The following is a 15,589-nucleotide window of genomic DNA, read 5'->3' on the forward strand; positions in this document are numbered from 1 at the left end:
GAGGGGCGGCTCCGTACCCGAACAAACACGCAATCCTGAAGGAGCACCTGGCTGGACTTATCTCTCGACGAGACAAGCGTCTGGATTGTCGGCGAAGACGGCGTGCATGTGACGGAGGATACGCTTGCGAGGGATTTGGCGGCCCTCGCCGACTATCTTCAGGCGACGGGCTGTCTTTGCGCGGGTCTGGTTGGAAGCTTCTGCACCATCGCGATCGCGAACGCTGGTTGTGCGCAATGTCCGGTTTGTGGGGCAGAATTTTGAACCTGCTACCTTCCGATTGTCAGTAGCTCAGTTGTTCTTCGGCCGACTGCCGCGCCAGTACAGGCTCGGACAGAATCGAAGATACCATCAGGCAGGCATTCGCATTCGACATTTCCGGTGATCGGCGCACGATCCAGGGCGCGCCAGGTTGACCAAGCGCCTCGAACCGCATGACAGTCTTGACCGTCTGGAGGACGGAAATCCCGCGATGCCGAAGAGGTTGGTCAGCGCAGTCGAGCCCACAGGGCATTTGCGGCACGAAACAGCAAGGGCTGGGAAGCGATCGGCCGCGCGGTCCTCGAAGGCGCGGGCCAGGGTGTCGATGATGCGCTGGTTCAGGTCCGCCAATCTGGTCTCTGCCGTCTGATAGCGGCTTCGGTCGCCAGTGACAGCGAGTAAAGATATTTGGCATCATCGGCTTTGATTACCGCGCAGATCTGGTCGAGATTGAGATAGCTCACTGGTGCACCTTTGGGCTTATAGTGCTTCCTCCTCATCGAGATGAGCATTGCCGGATTTGGCGTAGAACACCAACACGGGTCCGAGATCAAAGCGCGTCCCGGGCGCAAGGCGCTGGACGGACCGGGGCCATGTTTCGGTTGAGACGCCATCGATGCCTCGCGCCAGCGTTCTGGCGAATCGGGGCATCAGCGGAGCGAGTGTCGGCGCCAGGATCGCAGCGGCCGTCGTCTGAAGGGCTAGCGAAGTCCGATTGCGGGCGGGATAGAAACGTCGCGCCGCCGCATAGTCTTGCGCCCGACGGTAGATCACGCAATCGCGCACGAAATCGCAGACCTGAGCGGCCGCGCGCCGGACCGAGAAGCCTTCGTCCGAATAGGCGCGCTCCATCGCCGCGCGATAGATCTCTATCCGAGCAAAGAAGGCGCGGTCGACCGGGCTCCAGTCGCCTGCATCGGGTACACGGCCGGCAAAATCCTGCTTGATTTCCTGGTTCAACGCGTCAAGCCAGTTCAGCCAAATCCCTTGGAACACCTCGTTCTCGGTGCGGCGCAGCGCGTCCAGCGTGAAATCCGTCCGCTCACCTTCCGGGCGTGTCAGGCCCAAATGGAGGCGCACGACGTCGACTGTCTTTGGGCTCAGAACCTCCTTGCCCCAGACCGCATGGCGGCAGCTGGTTGAGAACTTTTTGCCGTCGAGCAGGTAGAATTCGTTGACGTGATAGTGGATGCGTGGCGTCCAGTGGGAGAAGACCTCGGCGTAAAGAGCGGGGTAGAGTAGCGCGTGGTAGAACGAATTGTCGAAGCCGAAGAAATGGACTATCTGCCAGTCGTTGCCGGGCATCTCCGCCTTCCAGTCGCGACCCAGCAAGCGGCCGAGCGCCTGGATGTTGTAAAGAAAACCGAAGGCCATTTCCGGCCAGACCCAGATCACTTGCCCCGGGAACCCTTCGGCCGGCAGGCCCCAGTCCGAGGGGTGGGTAATGGGCACTGAAAAGTCGCCGCGTTGGCGTAGGCGCGCGAAGAGATCCAAGATCCGTAGCGGGACGCCCGACGCCCTTAGATGCCGGTCGATATTGTCGTAGCATCGGTCCAAGGCAAGTTCCGGGCGGCGGACGGAGCCGACCAGCGGCGCCTCGGCAGAGTGCCGTGACCGGGCTGCACCCAAGTCGTGGCAAAGGTTTGGGGCGCCGCATTCCTCGCAGATGTTGCCACCGGCGGAGCCGCCGCAATCGGGGCAGAGGCCGCTAACATCCGGCTCGTAAAGATAGTGGCCTGTCACAGCATCGAAAAGCGCAGGGCTCTGGCGCAGATCTACCGCCGTGCTGCTCAGAAGACTGCGGAAACACGCGGCTTGAAACTCGCCGTAGCCGTCATCGCCCATTGTGGGTTGGAAGCTGTGGACGTCACAATCGAGGAGTGCAAGCGTGGCGCGAATCTCGTCGGCGTAGTAGCGCGCCACGTTTGCAGGCGTCGATTGATCGGCATCGGCGCGTGTCGTGACGTAGCTCTGGTTGTCATCGCTTCCAGTGAGGTGATATGCTTCGACTCCTTTCATGCGCAGGAAACGAGTATAGACGTCGGCGCCGAAATAGGGGCCAGAAAGATGCCCCAGATGCAGATCGCCATTTGGCGTTGGCGGCGTGGAGAAGACGAAGATCGGCCCGCGTGGAGCCGTGGTCTTTGCAGCGGCATCAAGGGCGGCCTCGCCGTCTCGCCAGTAGACATCGACGAAATCTAGGTCTTCGTTTCCGTCGTTGCGCAGCACATGCGCTTCAAAAGGGTGGAACAGAACGACATCGCCCGCCTCGACCGAGATTTCCCCAAGGTCGGTCCTGACCTTGCCCGCGCCAGACAGGACCACGAAGGCCTCGATTTCGTCGTGCCGATGGGGCTCGGATGTAGCGCCCGGTGCCAGCCTACCGAACGAAAAACCCGTGCCGACGCTTCCCGTTCCGAGCGTGGCCATGTCGATACCGAACGCCCGCGACAGCTCCGTTCGAGAAAACGTGTGTTTGCGCATGACAACGAACCTAAGCTGTTGAAGCCGTGGGATCTTCGGCTGCCAACGCAACAGCCTCCCGTGCAATTCGTGGAGAGAAACGGCCCGACCCGTTGGCGGCCCCGGCCAGGATAATGCAGCTCTGGGCCGCCAGGCGGGCGACGAGGGGGGCGCCAGTCGGGCTGTAGGCGTCATAGAAGACCGCCCTGCGACCACCTCCATAATCCACGTGCCGAAGCGTCGTAACGGGCTGCGGTCGATGCTCCGCGAGCCCGCAAATCAGAACGCCATACTCTCCGCGCATTTTTGAGCGGTCGATCAGTTTCGTGTGCATGCCTCCGCCTGGCTGCGTGAGCTCAATCGCGATAGAAAATGCCATTTGGGGGCTTGAGTTTGTCGAGATCGGCCACTTTGCCCTCGGGCGGGTTGAGGGCGCGCTTAAGCACGTTATATTCAGCACGGGTCGGTCCTCCTGTTGAAGCACGCTGGAACACCAAGTAGAGTGTCCGCCGCGAACGATTGCTTTTGTTCGGTCGTGAGTAGTGCGGTGCGTAATCGTCGAAGATGAAGATGTCGCCAGCCTTCCATACTACGGGTTCCCAGGAGAACATTTCGGCGACTTGAGGATTGATCACCCCACCGGCATCCATGGGAAACACCCCCTTCTTGTGGTTGCCGGGGCTGAAGAAAAGCCCGCCGTTTTCCGGGTCGGAGTCGTCGATGCCTATGGCAACCACCGCATGGACCATCCGGTCGGGGAGTTTGTGTGGAATGTGATAAATGTCCTGATGCGGGAGATAGCCGCCGCTGTCGGGGTAGTGGAAAATCAGCAACTCCTTGAGCCTGCGCGAATCTTCGCCAAGCAAATCATCGACCGCTGACTTTATGCGCTGATCTTCTAAGAGCAAACGACGCAATGGATCATGGAAGTCGAGAAAATTCTCGATCTTGGAGATGATCTTTCGATTGTCCGTCGTCTTCTCGAACCACATGAGCCATTTATCATCGCTGACATCCCAGCGTGACATATCTTCGACAAAAGTAGAGATATCTTCCTGGGCCGCTGGAGCGAAGAACCTTTCGAGCCTGACGTATCCGTCTTTCTGCCACTTTTCTCTTTGTGCATCAGTCAACATGCGAAAAGCCTCCTGTTGGAAAGACTGGTTGGTCGGACATCCCAATTAGGGCAGTCGGGCGCTGGTCAAGTTGCGGGTCCACGGAGACGGACTCACGTCATGTGGGACGGCGATGCCAAGTGCGTTCCGCTCCGGCGGATATTGTCCGCAGAAGCTCGGCGCGAGACTGCCTATGTCAGGCTCAGCCGGGTCCAGGGGTTCCGTAAACTGGGCCGGATCAATCGCTTCACCCGATCCAGCCACGACACGCATCGCTAAAGGCCGGCACCATCCGCTGACCGCCGACCCAGCGATGGCCGCCAAGACCACGGCGCTCTTTCCAGTGAGCGCCCTGGTACGGTCTTGACAACCGTAGGGGAAATGCACGCCCCCAGAATAATGCGATGCGCCGCTTGGTCCAAGGGCTTGTTCGGTCACGGTGATATCGGAGAAGCCTCCGGCCCTCGCCGCAGCGGAGGCGGACATCATTCCTAGGATGCCACCGCCGATGATCAAAAGTGTACGAGTCATATCCCGCTGCCCATTTCTTCGGCTGCGGGGGCGGGCCAGCTCTCGATCGACGTATGGCTGATGAAGCCAGGATGCTCGGGGTTCGCGCATGGCGCGCGCCCAAGAAGGCTATCGAGGATGCGGCGCGCGCGCCAGGCCAGCAGGCTTAGGTTCGGATCGGCCAGGCCGCGCTGCCCGAGGCTCGCGTTTTGTACGAAGATGCGTCTGTCACGCGGTCCGTCCCAGCTCACCGAAAAATCCTCGCGAATAGCTAATTCATTGTCGATCTGCTCCAGCCGGTGCGCGATGGGTGCCAAGAAGTCTGGCACCGCGTTCTCGTAACCGGTGGCCAGGATGACGATGTCAGCCGTGACTTCTTCGACCTCGACCATGCCGTGCTGCAGGGTCAGCCTATGACCCGCGCCGGCGTTGATGCAGTGCGAAACGGTGCAGCCCGGCCGCAGTGTGATGTCGGATCGGTTTGGCTCGAAAAATGCGTGGCGGTACAGCGCCTGATAGATCGCGCGCAACGTGCTTTCCGAAATGCCGTCCGAGGCAAGCACGAAACGCCGCAGGAGCAGCTTACGCTGCGACTCGCTCATCGCCGCGAAACGATCCGAAAAGCAGGGCATGAACAACTCGTTTGTGAACGGGCTGTTGTCCAGAGGCAGATAGTTTTCGCGCTGCGAGACCCAGGTGATCGAGGCAGGCCGCCGTTCTTTCGGCAGGCCGACAAGATGCAACATCACCTCGGCTCCCGACTGGCCTCCGCCAACCACGCAGACATGCTTTCTCCGCACCTCAGGGTGGATGTGCAGTAAAACAGATGAGTGGAACAGGTTGCGTCCAATCCAGCCCTGAAACTGAGGCGGGATTTGCGCCTGCTTGCCAATGCCAACCACGACGTTTCTGGCGCCGAGAACCGCGTTATCGGTCCGCACCCGAAACGCGCCGTCAAAGCGGATTTCGTGCACGGTCTCGCCGCCATGGACAAGTGGGTTCCTGTGGAAGGCCCAGTTCAGGTACTGCTCAAACTCAGCTCTGAACACAGCTTCGAACTGTGCGTTCAGGAAGTGGTACAAACGCCCGTTCTCGTGCAGGAAGTTTACGAAAGTGTAGGCTGATCGCGGATTCACCAGTGTGACCAGATCCTTGAAGTGACTGACCTGGAGCTCCGAGGAATCGAATGCGATGCCTGGATGCCAGCGGAAGTCGACCTGCCTATCCAGGAACAGTGCCCCTTGCCCAACTTGCTCGTGTATCTGACACGCAAGGCTCAAATTAGACGGCCCAGCACCGACCCCAACGCAAGATAACTCCACTGCTTCCTCCTATAGAGTCTTCCCACTAGGCGGCTTGTTCGCGGCGAATATCGGCCATAGCCACTGGGCCCCCTCGCGGACGTTTCGAGCCCCGGTGCCGACCGGGTTTGCGAGAATTTGTCCAGCGCGTTCGGGTTGACGAATGTAGACCCGAGCATTCCAGCGCGGTGACAATCGACGTGTCATGCCGGCGACGTGGGGCAACGACGTATGTCCTTTCCGCCCGTCTGGATGCCGCGTCGCCGTCACGCGAGGAGCTTTCCAGGCCCATTAAGGTGTTTGAAGCCGGCGCAATCGCCCGCCTCGACCATGACGCGCCGGCCTTTCGGCGGCTTGATGGCAGGCGAGAGCGCGGTTTTCACTGCGGCGACGGCATTTTCGGTGCGCATGATCATGGACGACCTCTCTCTGATGCATTCGCAGAATGCCGTGCATGGGCCGTGCCAGAGAAGGAAGCCCTGATTAAACAATGGGTTGGCGGATTTGCGATCTTGTCGGAAATCCGACATTGAGGGGGACGCGTACCGGCCGCGCCCGATTTGCACGTCGATGTCGCCTTTCCGAATAGCTAATCGGGCACCTTCTCCACCAGAATATTTCTCTTATGGAGACCAGCACGAAGCCTTCATGAACGGACAGTACATAATCTGGTGTCTCTGCCGGACAGATCGCGATTTGCCTTCTCCCATCGAGGTCGGCAGTTGAAAGAGCTGCCAGATCCTCGCCCTATCGTGCCGTTGCACTGGCTCGATCCCGACATCCTCGGAGGCCGCGATCATGAAGAGTGACGCAATCTCATGTCCGCCGCGACGCCTCTCTCATGAGGAAGCATTCTCTACGTTGGGGCGGATCGATGCTCTTGATGAGATGGTTGCGGATGGGCGCATGCCCATACCTAAGCACATCAATGATTGGGCGATATGGGACCTTCACCAACTGGATTGTCGAATCTCTGGAAAGATAGCCGGAAGACAATTGCGTTATGGCCACTCTGCCGTGCGCCATTCGGTCCCTGCGACTTGATCCAACTAAAGGGCTGAGGCGGTAAAGCAGTCTTTTGCGCGCCCACGGGTGGGCCAGGATAGAGGCAACGTAAACGCAGTTATTCGATGATCGCGCCGCGGTGTCCTCAGGCTGTGCCGCGCCCGACCCCGGCGACGAAGTGGTCGTCGATCGCCGCGTCGCCGATGTCGACCCGAAGTTCGGCCAGTTTCGCGGTGAGCCTTCACTGCATCCGCAGTGCCCACCGATCTGGCACGGGAGGTTCTATCAGGCGGTCACGGCTGCACTCGTTGTCGGATGTTCGACGATGTCGGACATGAGACACAGCGTCATCAGGATGATCGCATTGCTTTGAAACGATTTTCTTATTTGGCACGACTCCTGCGAGGCTGTCCGCAAAACGCGCTGCGGCACGGACAGAGGAGAAATCATCGCATGATCATGCCCGCCGAACATGCGGTCGCAGCCGCGAAAGCGGAGCTTTCCCGGGCCGACGGAAGACTTTGCGCCTGTTTTCCAGGCGACTTCACTCTTCGGGTTAGCCGGACATGACCGCATTCGATTGCCGCCCAACGCTGAATGCTCCCGACGATGATCCTTATCTTTGGCTCGAAGATGTAGAAGGCGAGCGGGCACTTGACTGGGCCGCCAGCCAGTCTGCCAGGACCCTGGAGCAGTTCGGTGGACCGCAATTCGAGCGGGACCATGACGCCCTGACAGCGATTTTCGATCGCCCTGACCGGATTCCCTTGAGCAGGCGCCACGGCCAGTACCTCTACAATTTCTGGCAAGATGCCCGAAATCCGCGCGGACTGTGGCGCCGGACCACCCTTGCCGCCTACATGAAAGTTGATCCCCAGTGGGAGCTACTGCTCGATCTGGACGCCCTCGCCGCTAGTGACGGAGAGGACTGGATCTGGGGCGGCGCGTCCCTTGAGCCGGAGAGACGGGAAAGAGCCGTTCTGCGCCTGTCGCGCGGCGGCAGCGACGCGGCCGTGCATCGCGAATTCGATCTGGGATCTCTTAGCTTTGTCGCCGATGGTTTCAACCTCGCGGAGGCCAAGGGCGAGCTTAACTGGCTCGACCCTGCCACGCTGCTGCTTTCCAGTGCGCTTGGTGATGGCATGGCCACCCGCTCCGGCTACGCGCGCACCGTGCGGCTGTGGAAGCGTGGCGCGGATCCGCTCGCCGCGCCGGTAATATTCGAAACCGGTTTCGACTCCATAGGCGTGTCCGGCCATCTGGACAGCCCCGCCGAGGGCGAGCGTCTATGGTTCACCGAGCGGCCGGCCTACTTCGAGAAGATCGTCAGAATCGGCGACAGGAGCGGGCCCAAGATGCGGATCGACCTTCCTCGGGACGCCTGGTGGAGCGGTTTCGGCGACTGGCTGGCGGTAAAGCCGCGCAAGCCATGGACAGTGGGAGGGATGACCCATGCCGCGGACGCGCTGATCGGCATCTCGCTTTCCTCCTTCATCGCCGGCGAGCGCAGTTTTGCCATCCTGTTTGAACCAGGCGACAGGCGCTCCCTGCAATCAATCTTCTGGAATAACGGGAAGCTCGTTATCTCCTACCTCGTCAACCTCGATTCACGTTTCGAGATGTTCACCCCCGAAGGCCAGGAATGGACCCGCCGAGCGCTGGACACCGTGCCCACCGAAGGGACTGTTGATCTTTGGTCGCTCGATGCTGAACGTCACGAGACCAACGGAGAGGTCCTCATTTCGGCTCAGGACCCGATCACAGCGCCGAAGCTTCTCCTATTGGACCTCAATGCCGCAGCGCCTCTCGGCGCTCCAGTAATCCTGAAGCGCGACCCGGAGAATTTCGACGCATCCGGGCTGGTGGTGACGCGCCACGAGGCAGTCTCGACCGATGGTGAGATGATCCCCTATACGCAGGTCGGTCCCGTGAATGGGAACGGGGATGCCCCGGTTCACCTCACCGCCTACGGCGGGTACCGCAGAATCGGTCCTGCCCCACTACAGCTCCTCGCTCGGCAAACTGTGGCTCGAACGCGGCGGCACGTGCGTGGTGGCGAACATCCGGGGCGGCGGCGAGTTCGGCACCCGTTGGCACGAGGCCGGGGCAGACAGGGCAAGCGTCTCACCCATGACGATTTCGCCGCCGTTGCCGCCGACCTCGTGCGAAGAGGCACTACGCTGCCGAGGCGGATTGCCGCCCAGGGCGGCTCGACTGGCGGCCTTCTGATCGCCAATATGCTTACCCGCTATCCTGAGCGTTTCGGCGCGCTCTTCTGCACAGTCCCGCTAATCGATATGCGCCGCTACACCAAGCTTTTGGCGGGCGCGAGCTGGATTGACCGAATATGGCGATCCCGACAAGCCGGAGGAATGGATTTTCCTAAAGGAAATCTCGGCCTATCACGCCGCGACACCAGGACAGCCCTATCCGCCGATCCTGCTAGCCACCACGAAGCGGGACGACCGCGTCCACCCGGGCCACGCGCGTAAGATGGCCGCAAAGCTGCAGGCTCTTGGCTATCCCGCTTACTTCTACGAGCCCGGCGCGGGCGGGCACGGCTACGGAAAGAACAATCGGGAGCGGGCCGCATTCATTGCCCTGGGTACCAATTTCCTTCGCAGTGCGATCGGCTGGCAAGCCGATGGCGTTCGATAGGTGGACGGAGACAAAGGGCAACGTCTCAACAAGTGATTACAGGTCGATGATTGCGAGCACGGCGCAAAGAATATGTGCGCTGTCCAACGCAAACTGCGCATGCAGCGCTCCGTCGTCCAGCAGGATTTTTCATAGTGCAATCCATCATTTCTGAAGAGCAAGGAGAGAATATCATGGCGAGAATGCGAATGGGCGTGGCGCGGGGAGTAACAGCGGCCGTCATCCTCATGGTGATGGAACATCAGGCCGTCGCGGCGGACCTTGCGCAACCGGCGAGCGTCCCGCTGGCAGGAGCCTCGGTCACGGAAGCGCCAAGCCCTTGGCAGATCCGCCTGCGTGCGTTGGGGGTCGTCACTGAGGATTCGGGCTACGTCAATGCAGTGCCCGGCTCCGGTCTTTCGTATTCAAACACGGTGACGCCGGAACTCGATATCTCCTATTTCTTCACGGACAACATCGCCGCCGAACTCATACTCGGCACCACCTATGCCAACATCGAGGGCCAAGGAGCGATCGGCGGCCTAGGCAATATCGGCAAGGTTTGGCTGCTGCCGCCCACGCTCACATTACAGTATCATTTTACCGATTTCGGCGCGTTCAAGCCCTATGTCGGTGCCGGCGTGAACTACACGATCTTCTATAACCAGGATGCCGGCAGTGCAGATGCTCTCCATGTTAAGAACACGTTCGGCACCGCGCTGCAGGTCGGGTTCGACTACATGGTGGATCAGCACTGGGGCGTCAACTTCGACGTGAAGAAGGTTTTCCTCAAGCCAGACTTCGACGTCACGGTGGACGGCGCGGAACTGACGGGGAAGGCGGACCTCGATCCCTGGTTGATAGGCGCAGGTGTCACCTACCGCTTCTGATCATGAAGGCGAGGACGGCCTGCTGACAGCCGATCTGAAATGAAGGGCGCCTCGTGCGCCCTTCAACCCTCCAAGCCCCCGACGCCAGGAAAGGCGAGATGGACAGACGTGTCTTCATTTCTAGTGCAGCAACGCTCAACGGCAGCATCAACAGGCCCGGTCCGATTGCTTTCGGCTCGCCGGCTGGTAGTGAAGATTGGCTCGGCACTGATCGCCAATCTAGAAACCGGAGAGATTCGGGGTCCTTGGCTTGAGACGCTAATAGAGGATGTCGCCCGAATTTTCGCACGCGGGCAGCAGGTGATCATCGTCACCTCTAGCGCTGTCGCGGTCGGCTCAAACCACTTCAATCGCCTGGGACGATCTCTGCCAGTTGAGGATAAACAAGCGGCCGCCGCCATCGGTCAGGTTCGACTCATGCGTGCCTATGAACGGGCTTTAAAACGCTATGGGTTTGGCGTTGGGTAAATACTATTGACCCGCGAAGATATAGACAACCAGCATCGTCGCCTCATGCGGCTTCAACCCTTCAACAGCTTCTCAAAGTTCGCGCCGTACCCATTATTAACGAGAACGACACCACCAGCAACCGCGGAGGTCTGTTTTGGCGACAATGATCGGCTAGCAGCTCGGGTCGCGCAGATGGTGAACGCCGACGTTGTCATTCTGCTTTCCAACGTAGATGGCCTTTTCTCGGAAGACCCACATGACAACCCCGCAGCCCGTCTGGTGACGGAGTTTCGATGCATCACTGCCGAGATAGAAGCCATGGCGGGTCATTCCTTCGCTCGCCACAGTTCGGGTGGCATGGTGACAAAGTTGCTGGCAGCAACGATTGCCACGGACCCGGGCTGTGAAATGGTCATTGCGAGGGGAAACAAATCTTACCCGCTGGCCGCCATCGAGAACGCTGGGCCATCAACGTGGTTTGTTCCGCTCGCTAAAGCCACCCAATGCACCATGTAGGCAAACTCCGCCGGGGACTGTTCGAGGAGATCGAGCGAGCCTTGAGGCAGTTGCCGGCAGTACCGTTCGAATAGCGCCAGATCGAAGGCGGCCAGCGAATCCCGATCACCACGCCGCATCGTCTGCCCGGAACGCAGAACCTTGCGGACCACCTTCCGAGAGACCTTCAATTCCCGGCAGATCTGCTTGATCGATTTGCCTTGACCCACCGAAAGCCGGCGTATCTTTGCAATCGTCTCCACAACCAACATCCAAAACAAATGCCTCCGATGAAACCGGAAGCAGTGTCACGCCCCTGCGTTAAGTCCCGTTTGGATGAAAACGACCCCTCAAGCAGGGTCCCTATTCCATGAAAAATCACAACGAACGACGAGGTGAGACTCGCCCGCATGGTCGCGCTTGAACCGCTTCCGTCAAGAGCGCATCCGGGCGCAGTCGATCTCAAGACCCCGACACTAGCGGCCCAAATTGGCGGCATCTACCGGCTAATAGCGAGCATCGCGAAGCGGCGGCCTCAGATTGAGCGCATGGAGGGGCCTTAGTCCGCGCACATGCGCCGGCTCGAAGCCTTGCGGTGGGCCGGCACTGTCGAGTGGATCGATGCCGACCACTGGAAGGTCCCCGGCAACTTGCCGAGCACGGTGCGGTCTGCGATAGCTCAACCGCGGCGAGGACTTCGCCGTCCGCAGACTTTCAATCGTCGACCTTGACCGCCAAGTGAGAAGCTTTGGCGCGACCTGCCTTAACCGGCAACTGGACGCGGCTTGCATAATTTTGGACCGGGCGGTTGCCGCAACCCCTGGACCAGCGCCCGCAGAGCCTCGTCGAAATGGGCTACGCCACCCGACTCTTCGCCCCAGCCGAATGTGCCAACTACTTGAAGCCGCAGGATATGAACCAGATTAAACAGGACGTGCTCTAGATCCTAGACGAAAGGACTACGGCGTCGCACCGCCGCGCGTCGGCGGAGCCACCATCGGGCGACCCCCATCGCTCCTAGGGCAACCGCGACCGCTATGTAGAGCATCTCGGTCGTACCGTCGCCTCCATCCGGAGCCACGCCGGAAGATCCGTTCGATGAAATCCATCTCTATCTCCTTCCTGGAATAAATGCTCACCGAACCGTATGTGTTTCGTCACAGCTCACCTGGGCCTTGCCGGTCCCGAGCAGCTCGACGCCTGCGCTCTTGAGCACGGCATTGAGCGCTGGGACCGCGTCCTTTACCAGCTCGTCCAGTTTTTTGATCTCGCCGTCAACCTTCGACACGATCTCGTCGGAAACCTGGCGCGCTTCCAGCGTCGGCGATGGCCATCACGTTGACGAGGTCGATCAGCTTGTCGCTCAAGCCGGTGGATTGCGTTCCAGGTCGCGCGACGTCTCCCGCGCCCCCCCTCGATCGCCTCGAGCTGCGTGACCAACGCTTGCGCGCGCTCGCCCAGCGATTTCTCACTGTCGTCGAGCCGTTTCTGCACATCCGCGAGCTGACGTTTCAGGAGCCGGATGCGATTCACCGTCCGATTGAGCGCCGAGAGCTTGCCGAAAAGCCTTTGTAAGAAATCGAACTGCTCGGTGAATTCCTTTTCGGTGGTAGCTATGCGGGGATCCTTGAGGATTGTGAAGCCGACCGTCTGGCTCTTTCCGCCGGCCTGCAGCTCAACTTTGTAGCTGCCAGGAGACACGATCGGGCCGCTCGGATCGCCCTCCTCCTGCGGCGAGAGGCTTGTACTTCCGGGTCACGAGAAACTGATCGAGCTTGGCCGGTCCCGGATGCCTGAGATCCCAGACAAAGCGGTGGAGCCCGGCCTTCGTGCCTAGCTTCTTGTGGAAGGGTACGTCCTTGTCGTCGCTCGAGAAGAAGATAATCGTCTTGTTAGCGGCGTCGCGGAACGTGAGCTTGACCGGACCCTGCAGATCATTGGGCAGCCAGTAGTAGATAATCGCCCCGTCGGGCGGATTCTCGCCGCAATCGAGATAACGGCGATCGCTCCGTCCGTCCTCTAGCTCGACGACCTCCGTGGCGGCGCCGATGCCCCAAAAAAGGCCATAGCTCATGCCGACCTTGGACAAACCCGGTCCAACAATCCAGTTAAGCTTGCTCCGGACTGTAGGGCGCGGGCCCACCAGTTTGGCTTCTTTCGGATCTGCGGTTAGCTCGCGCAGCGGCGTCACGTCATCGAGGATCCAGAAGGACCGGCCATGGGTGCCTGCGATGAGGTCGTTTCCCTGATCTTGAGATCGTAGATCGGGACCACGGGCAGGCTGCCGGCCATGCGCGACTAGTGTTCGCCGTCGTCGAGACTAAAGAAGACCCCAGTCTCGGTGCCGGCGAAGAGCAGCCCTGGCCGCACCGGGGACCTGTAGACGCTATCGCCATAAGAAACGTCGCCTCGGATCGTCGACTCACCCGTCTCGGCATAGATGACGTTCGAGTCGGAGCGGGCGACCGCGAGCGCGCCGACACTGGCGCTCGTGAAGAAACCGTCGGATACGCAGCGCCAATAAACGCCGCCGTCGATCGTCTTCCATACCCCACCCCCCGAAATAGAACACCATCGGGTCCCCGTAGTCGCCCGCGACCGCCACAACACGGCCGCCTCTAGTGGGTCCAATGCAGCGCCATTGTAGAGCCTCAAGGCCTTTCGGGTCGGTCAAACTAATCTGCGTCAACATCTGTTACCTGCCACTGCTCGTGTTGCTAGGTACTGAGTTCCTGATAGCGTCTCAAGACCTCCATCTGCTCGCTACTTCCGCATTTGATTTTGGCCGACGAAACGCCACCCCGCAATCCAGGCGCGTCGAAGTCGAACAACGTGTTGTGCTTCGCTCATTGTTGAGCCTTCCGTGATATAGAAATCTAACAACGCATCTGGTTTGGCGAAACTTGTCGCAAGTTATAGACAACCCGCGACATGTATTTCCGGCTCAATGGCATTGCGCTAACTACGTTGCCAGCAACCGATCAAAACGCTGGATTTTTGTGGAAGGCTACTGAGCCGCCCGTCCGGTCTAGTTCATAGTGACGGGCCGGCCTCCAGCCTTATGATTCCGACGCTGTTCTCGATGGCAATCTTAGTGCCAAACGGTTTCGAGAGCTTCTCTAGACGATGCAGAATGGCTGTCCCTTGCGACGCAGGGGCCAAACGCGGGATACCCCGGTTGGCAAACCTTTCCGAGCGACCGAGCTCAACGGGATAGAGCCGCACTTCGGCAAGCTGATTGTGCTCAAAGCAGCTGGCGGCGATAACACTCTCGTAGAAGGCCGGGCCAGTGACCGCGCCTATAAATTCACCTGCTGTGGGGTAGCCTTTTGCTTCCTCGTCGACTGTCACCTCGGCATCTGTGTCCACCCTCGGGTCCTTGCCGTAGGCGGCGAACATGTCAGCCCCCGCGGGTGTCCGAAGAGCGTCATAGAAGAAATTCCCTAGGCTATAAAAGATCGGCCGGCCCCTATAGATTTCGATGCCTCGCAGGAGATGCGGCCCGTGACCAATGTATGCGTCCGCTCCGGCGTCGATCATTTTGCGCGCAAAGGATTGCTCGTAATCCGGCGGTTCCTGGCTCACTTTATGGCTCCAATTAGGCTCGTGACCGTGGTTGGTGACGATGCAGAAATCGGAGAACTGCTTGCCCCGGCGAACATTTCGTAGGATGTCGGCGACATCGCCCGGGTCGGGTTCGTAGCTGTAGCCAGCCTTATCGCCCGCCTTGAACGTCGCTCCGGCGACCAAAACTCGGTCTGAGTCACCATGGCCGGACTCGTAACCGGGCAGAGCATCGCGCACTTGCCTTAAGTTTTCGAGCATCTCCGGCGGGACCACGATGCTTTCCGCCAAACGAAGGGGGTTGAGTCCTGGCCTACCGGGCGCCTCGCCGGCGGGATCGCAGGCACGAAACATGGTCGCAAACGTTGTAGCCAACGACACCAACCCCACGCGACCGCGTGGAGTTTCTAGAAAGCGAGCGGCGCCGGCTTGTGCCAGATTTTCGCCGGCACCTGCATGGACGATACCGCTCTCATCGAGTGCCCGGCTCGTTTCGCGCATGCCTTCAATGCCCCAATCAAGCGTATGGTTATTTGCGCGGCTCATTAGATTGAATCCCATCGCCTTCAGATCAGGGCCGAGCTCTGGCAGGCTGACGTGATAGCAACCGCCGTGCTCAGCCTGCGGACTACCTTGGAATGACCTGATATCGAATATGAGGGATTCCATATTGCCGAAGGTTACATCGGCTTTGCGCAGGATCTTGACGATGTCATCAAAGCCGGGATGTTGGTATTTCGTCAGCGGTCGGGAAAGGATGAGGTCACCAACTGCTACGATCGTGAAGCCATCCGCAACGTTCGTTGCAATCGAACCGACAGTGTCATAGTTCTCACCTTGCCGACCCACGTGTGAACCAATTTCGTTAGAGTGTTGCTCCATAGGTTTCTCCCTTACC

Annotated in this window: 13 protein-coding genes and 2 pseudogenes; 7 read left to right on the forward strand and 8 right to left on the reverse strand. The window is 59.7% G+C overall.

The features are described from left to right. Window positions 1-741: 741 nt before the first annotated feature. The 4 genes from NKJ09_RS28460 to NKJ09_RS28475 form a co-directional block, all read right to left on the reverse strand. Window positions 742-2,691: a class I tRNA ligase family protein gene (locus NKJ09_RS28460; RefSeq protein WP_352764215.1), complete on the reverse strand. Its 1,950-nt coding sequence runs from the start codon at window positions 2,689-2,691 to the stop codon at window positions 742-744. Between the two features lie 389 nt (window positions 2,692-3,080). Beyond that, on the reverse strand, window positions 3,081-3,860 hold the full coding sequence (locus NKJ09_RS28465; protein WP_352764216.1) for a phytanoyl-CoA dioxygenase family protein: 780 nt from the start codon (window positions 3,858-3,860) through the stop codon (window positions 3,081-3,083). A 506-nt stretch (window positions 3,861-4,366) separates the two neighbouring features. After that, window positions 4,367-5,671, reverse strand: coding sequence for a lysine N(6)-hydroxylase/L-ornithine N(5)-oxygenase family protein (locus NKJ09_RS28470; protein ID WP_352764218.1), 1,305 nt, complete (start codon window positions 5,669-5,671; stop codon window positions 4,367-4,369). A 245-nt stretch (window positions 5,672-5,916) separates the two neighbouring features. Then, window positions 5,917-6,066 carry an iron-sulfur cluster assembly accessory protein gene (locus tag NKJ09_RS28475; RefSeq protein WP_352672529.1) on the reverse strand — a complete coding sequence of 50 codons (150 nt, stop codon included), beginning with the start codon at window positions 6,064-6,066 and terminating at the stop codon, window positions 5,917-5,919. Between the two features lie 728 nt (window positions 6,067-6,794). On the opposite strand from NKJ09_RS28475, the gene NKJ09_RS28480 reads away from it, so the two are divergent. From NKJ09_RS28480 to proB, 5 genes and pseudogenes are all read left to right on the forward strand, one after another. Further along, window positions 6,795-7,028, forward strand: coding sequence for a hypothetical protein (locus NKJ09_RS28480; protein ID WP_352764220.1), 234 nt, complete (start codon window positions 6,795-6,797; stop codon window positions 7,026-7,028). A 193-nt stretch (window positions 7,029-7,221) separates the two neighbouring features. Beyond that, window positions 7,222-9,147, forward strand: coding sequence for a prolyl oligopeptidase family serine peptidase (locus NKJ09_RS32570; RefSeq protein ID WP_502901822.1), 1,926 nt, complete (start codon window positions 7,222-7,224; stop codon window positions 9,145-9,147). Continuing rightward, window positions 9,047-9,313 (forward strand): prolyl oligopeptidase family serine peptidase, encoded by a 267-nt coding sequence (locus NKJ09_RS28500; RefSeq protein ID WP_352764250.1) that lies wholly within the window; start codon window positions 9,047-9,049, stop codon window positions 9,311-9,313. Before NKJ09_RS32570 ends, NKJ09_RS28500 begins: the two co-directional genes overlap by 101 nt. 188 nt (window positions 9,314-9,501) lie before the next feature. Further along, the gene (locus NKJ09_RS28505; protein ID WP_352764252.1) at window positions 9,502-10,182 is read left to right on the forward strand and encodes an OmpW/AlkL family protein; all 681 of its coding nucleotides are present in this window, start codon (window positions 9,502-9,504) and stop codon (window positions 10,180-10,182) included. Window positions 10,183-10,371: 189 nt separating this feature from the next. After that, window positions 10,372-11,148: pseudogene (gene proB / locus NKJ09_RS28510) on the forward strand (glutamate 5-kinase). Window positions 11,149-11,267: 119 nt separating this feature from the next. Here the strand turns inward: proB and NKJ09_RS28515 are convergent. Continuing rightward, a pseudogene (locus tag NKJ09_RS28515) lies at window positions 11,268-11,399 on the reverse strand (helix-turn-helix domain-containing protein); the annotation flags it as partial. A gap of 300 nt (window positions 11,400-11,699) precedes the next feature. On the opposite strand from NKJ09_RS28515, the gene NKJ09_RS28520 reads away from it, so the two are divergent. Beyond that, a complete protein-coding gene (locus NKJ09_RS28520) occupies window positions 11,700-11,858 on the forward strand; it encodes a hypothetical protein (protein WP_352764221.1) in 159 nt (52 codons plus the stop codon). 404 nt (window positions 11,859-12,262) lie between these two features. On the opposite strand, the gene NKJ09_RS28525 is transcribed toward NKJ09_RS28520, so the two are convergent. Then, a complete protein-coding gene (locus tag NKJ09_RS28525; protein WP_352764223.1) occupies window positions 12,263-12,415 on the reverse strand; it encodes a hypothetical protein in 153 nt (50 codons plus the stop codon). A gap of 38 nt (window positions 12,416-12,453) precedes the next feature. On the opposite strand from NKJ09_RS28525, the gene NKJ09_RS28530 reads away from it, so the two are divergent. Then, complete coding sequence (locus NKJ09_RS28530; RefSeq protein ID WP_352764224.1) at window positions 12,454-12,702, forward strand: hypothetical protein; 249 nt, start codon at window positions 12,454-12,456, stop codon at window positions 12,700-12,702. A 100-nt stretch (window positions 12,703-12,802) separates the two neighbouring features. Here the strand turns inward: NKJ09_RS28530 and NKJ09_RS28535 are convergent, their stop codons facing one another. Both NKJ09_RS28535 and NKJ09_RS28540 read right to left on the reverse strand, forming a co-directional pair. Next, window positions 12,803-13,318: a hypothetical protein gene (locus NKJ09_RS28535; RefSeq protein WP_352764226.1), complete on the reverse strand. Its 516-nt coding sequence runs from the start codon at window positions 13,316-13,318 to the stop codon at window positions 12,803-12,805. An 842-nt stretch (window positions 13,319-14,160) separates the two neighbouring features. Next, entirely contained in the window at window positions 14,161-15,573 is a 1,413-nt protein-coding gene (locus NKJ09_RS28540; protein WP_352764228.1) for a CapA family protein, read from the reverse strand. Window positions 15,574-15,589: the final 16 nt, after the last annotated feature.

It is taken from the genome of Mesorhizobium sp. M0189 (assembly GCF_040322135.1).
In the GTDB taxonomy this organism is placed as follows: Bacteria; Pseudomonadota; Alphaproteobacteria; order Rhizobiales; family Rhizobiaceae; genus Mesorhizobium.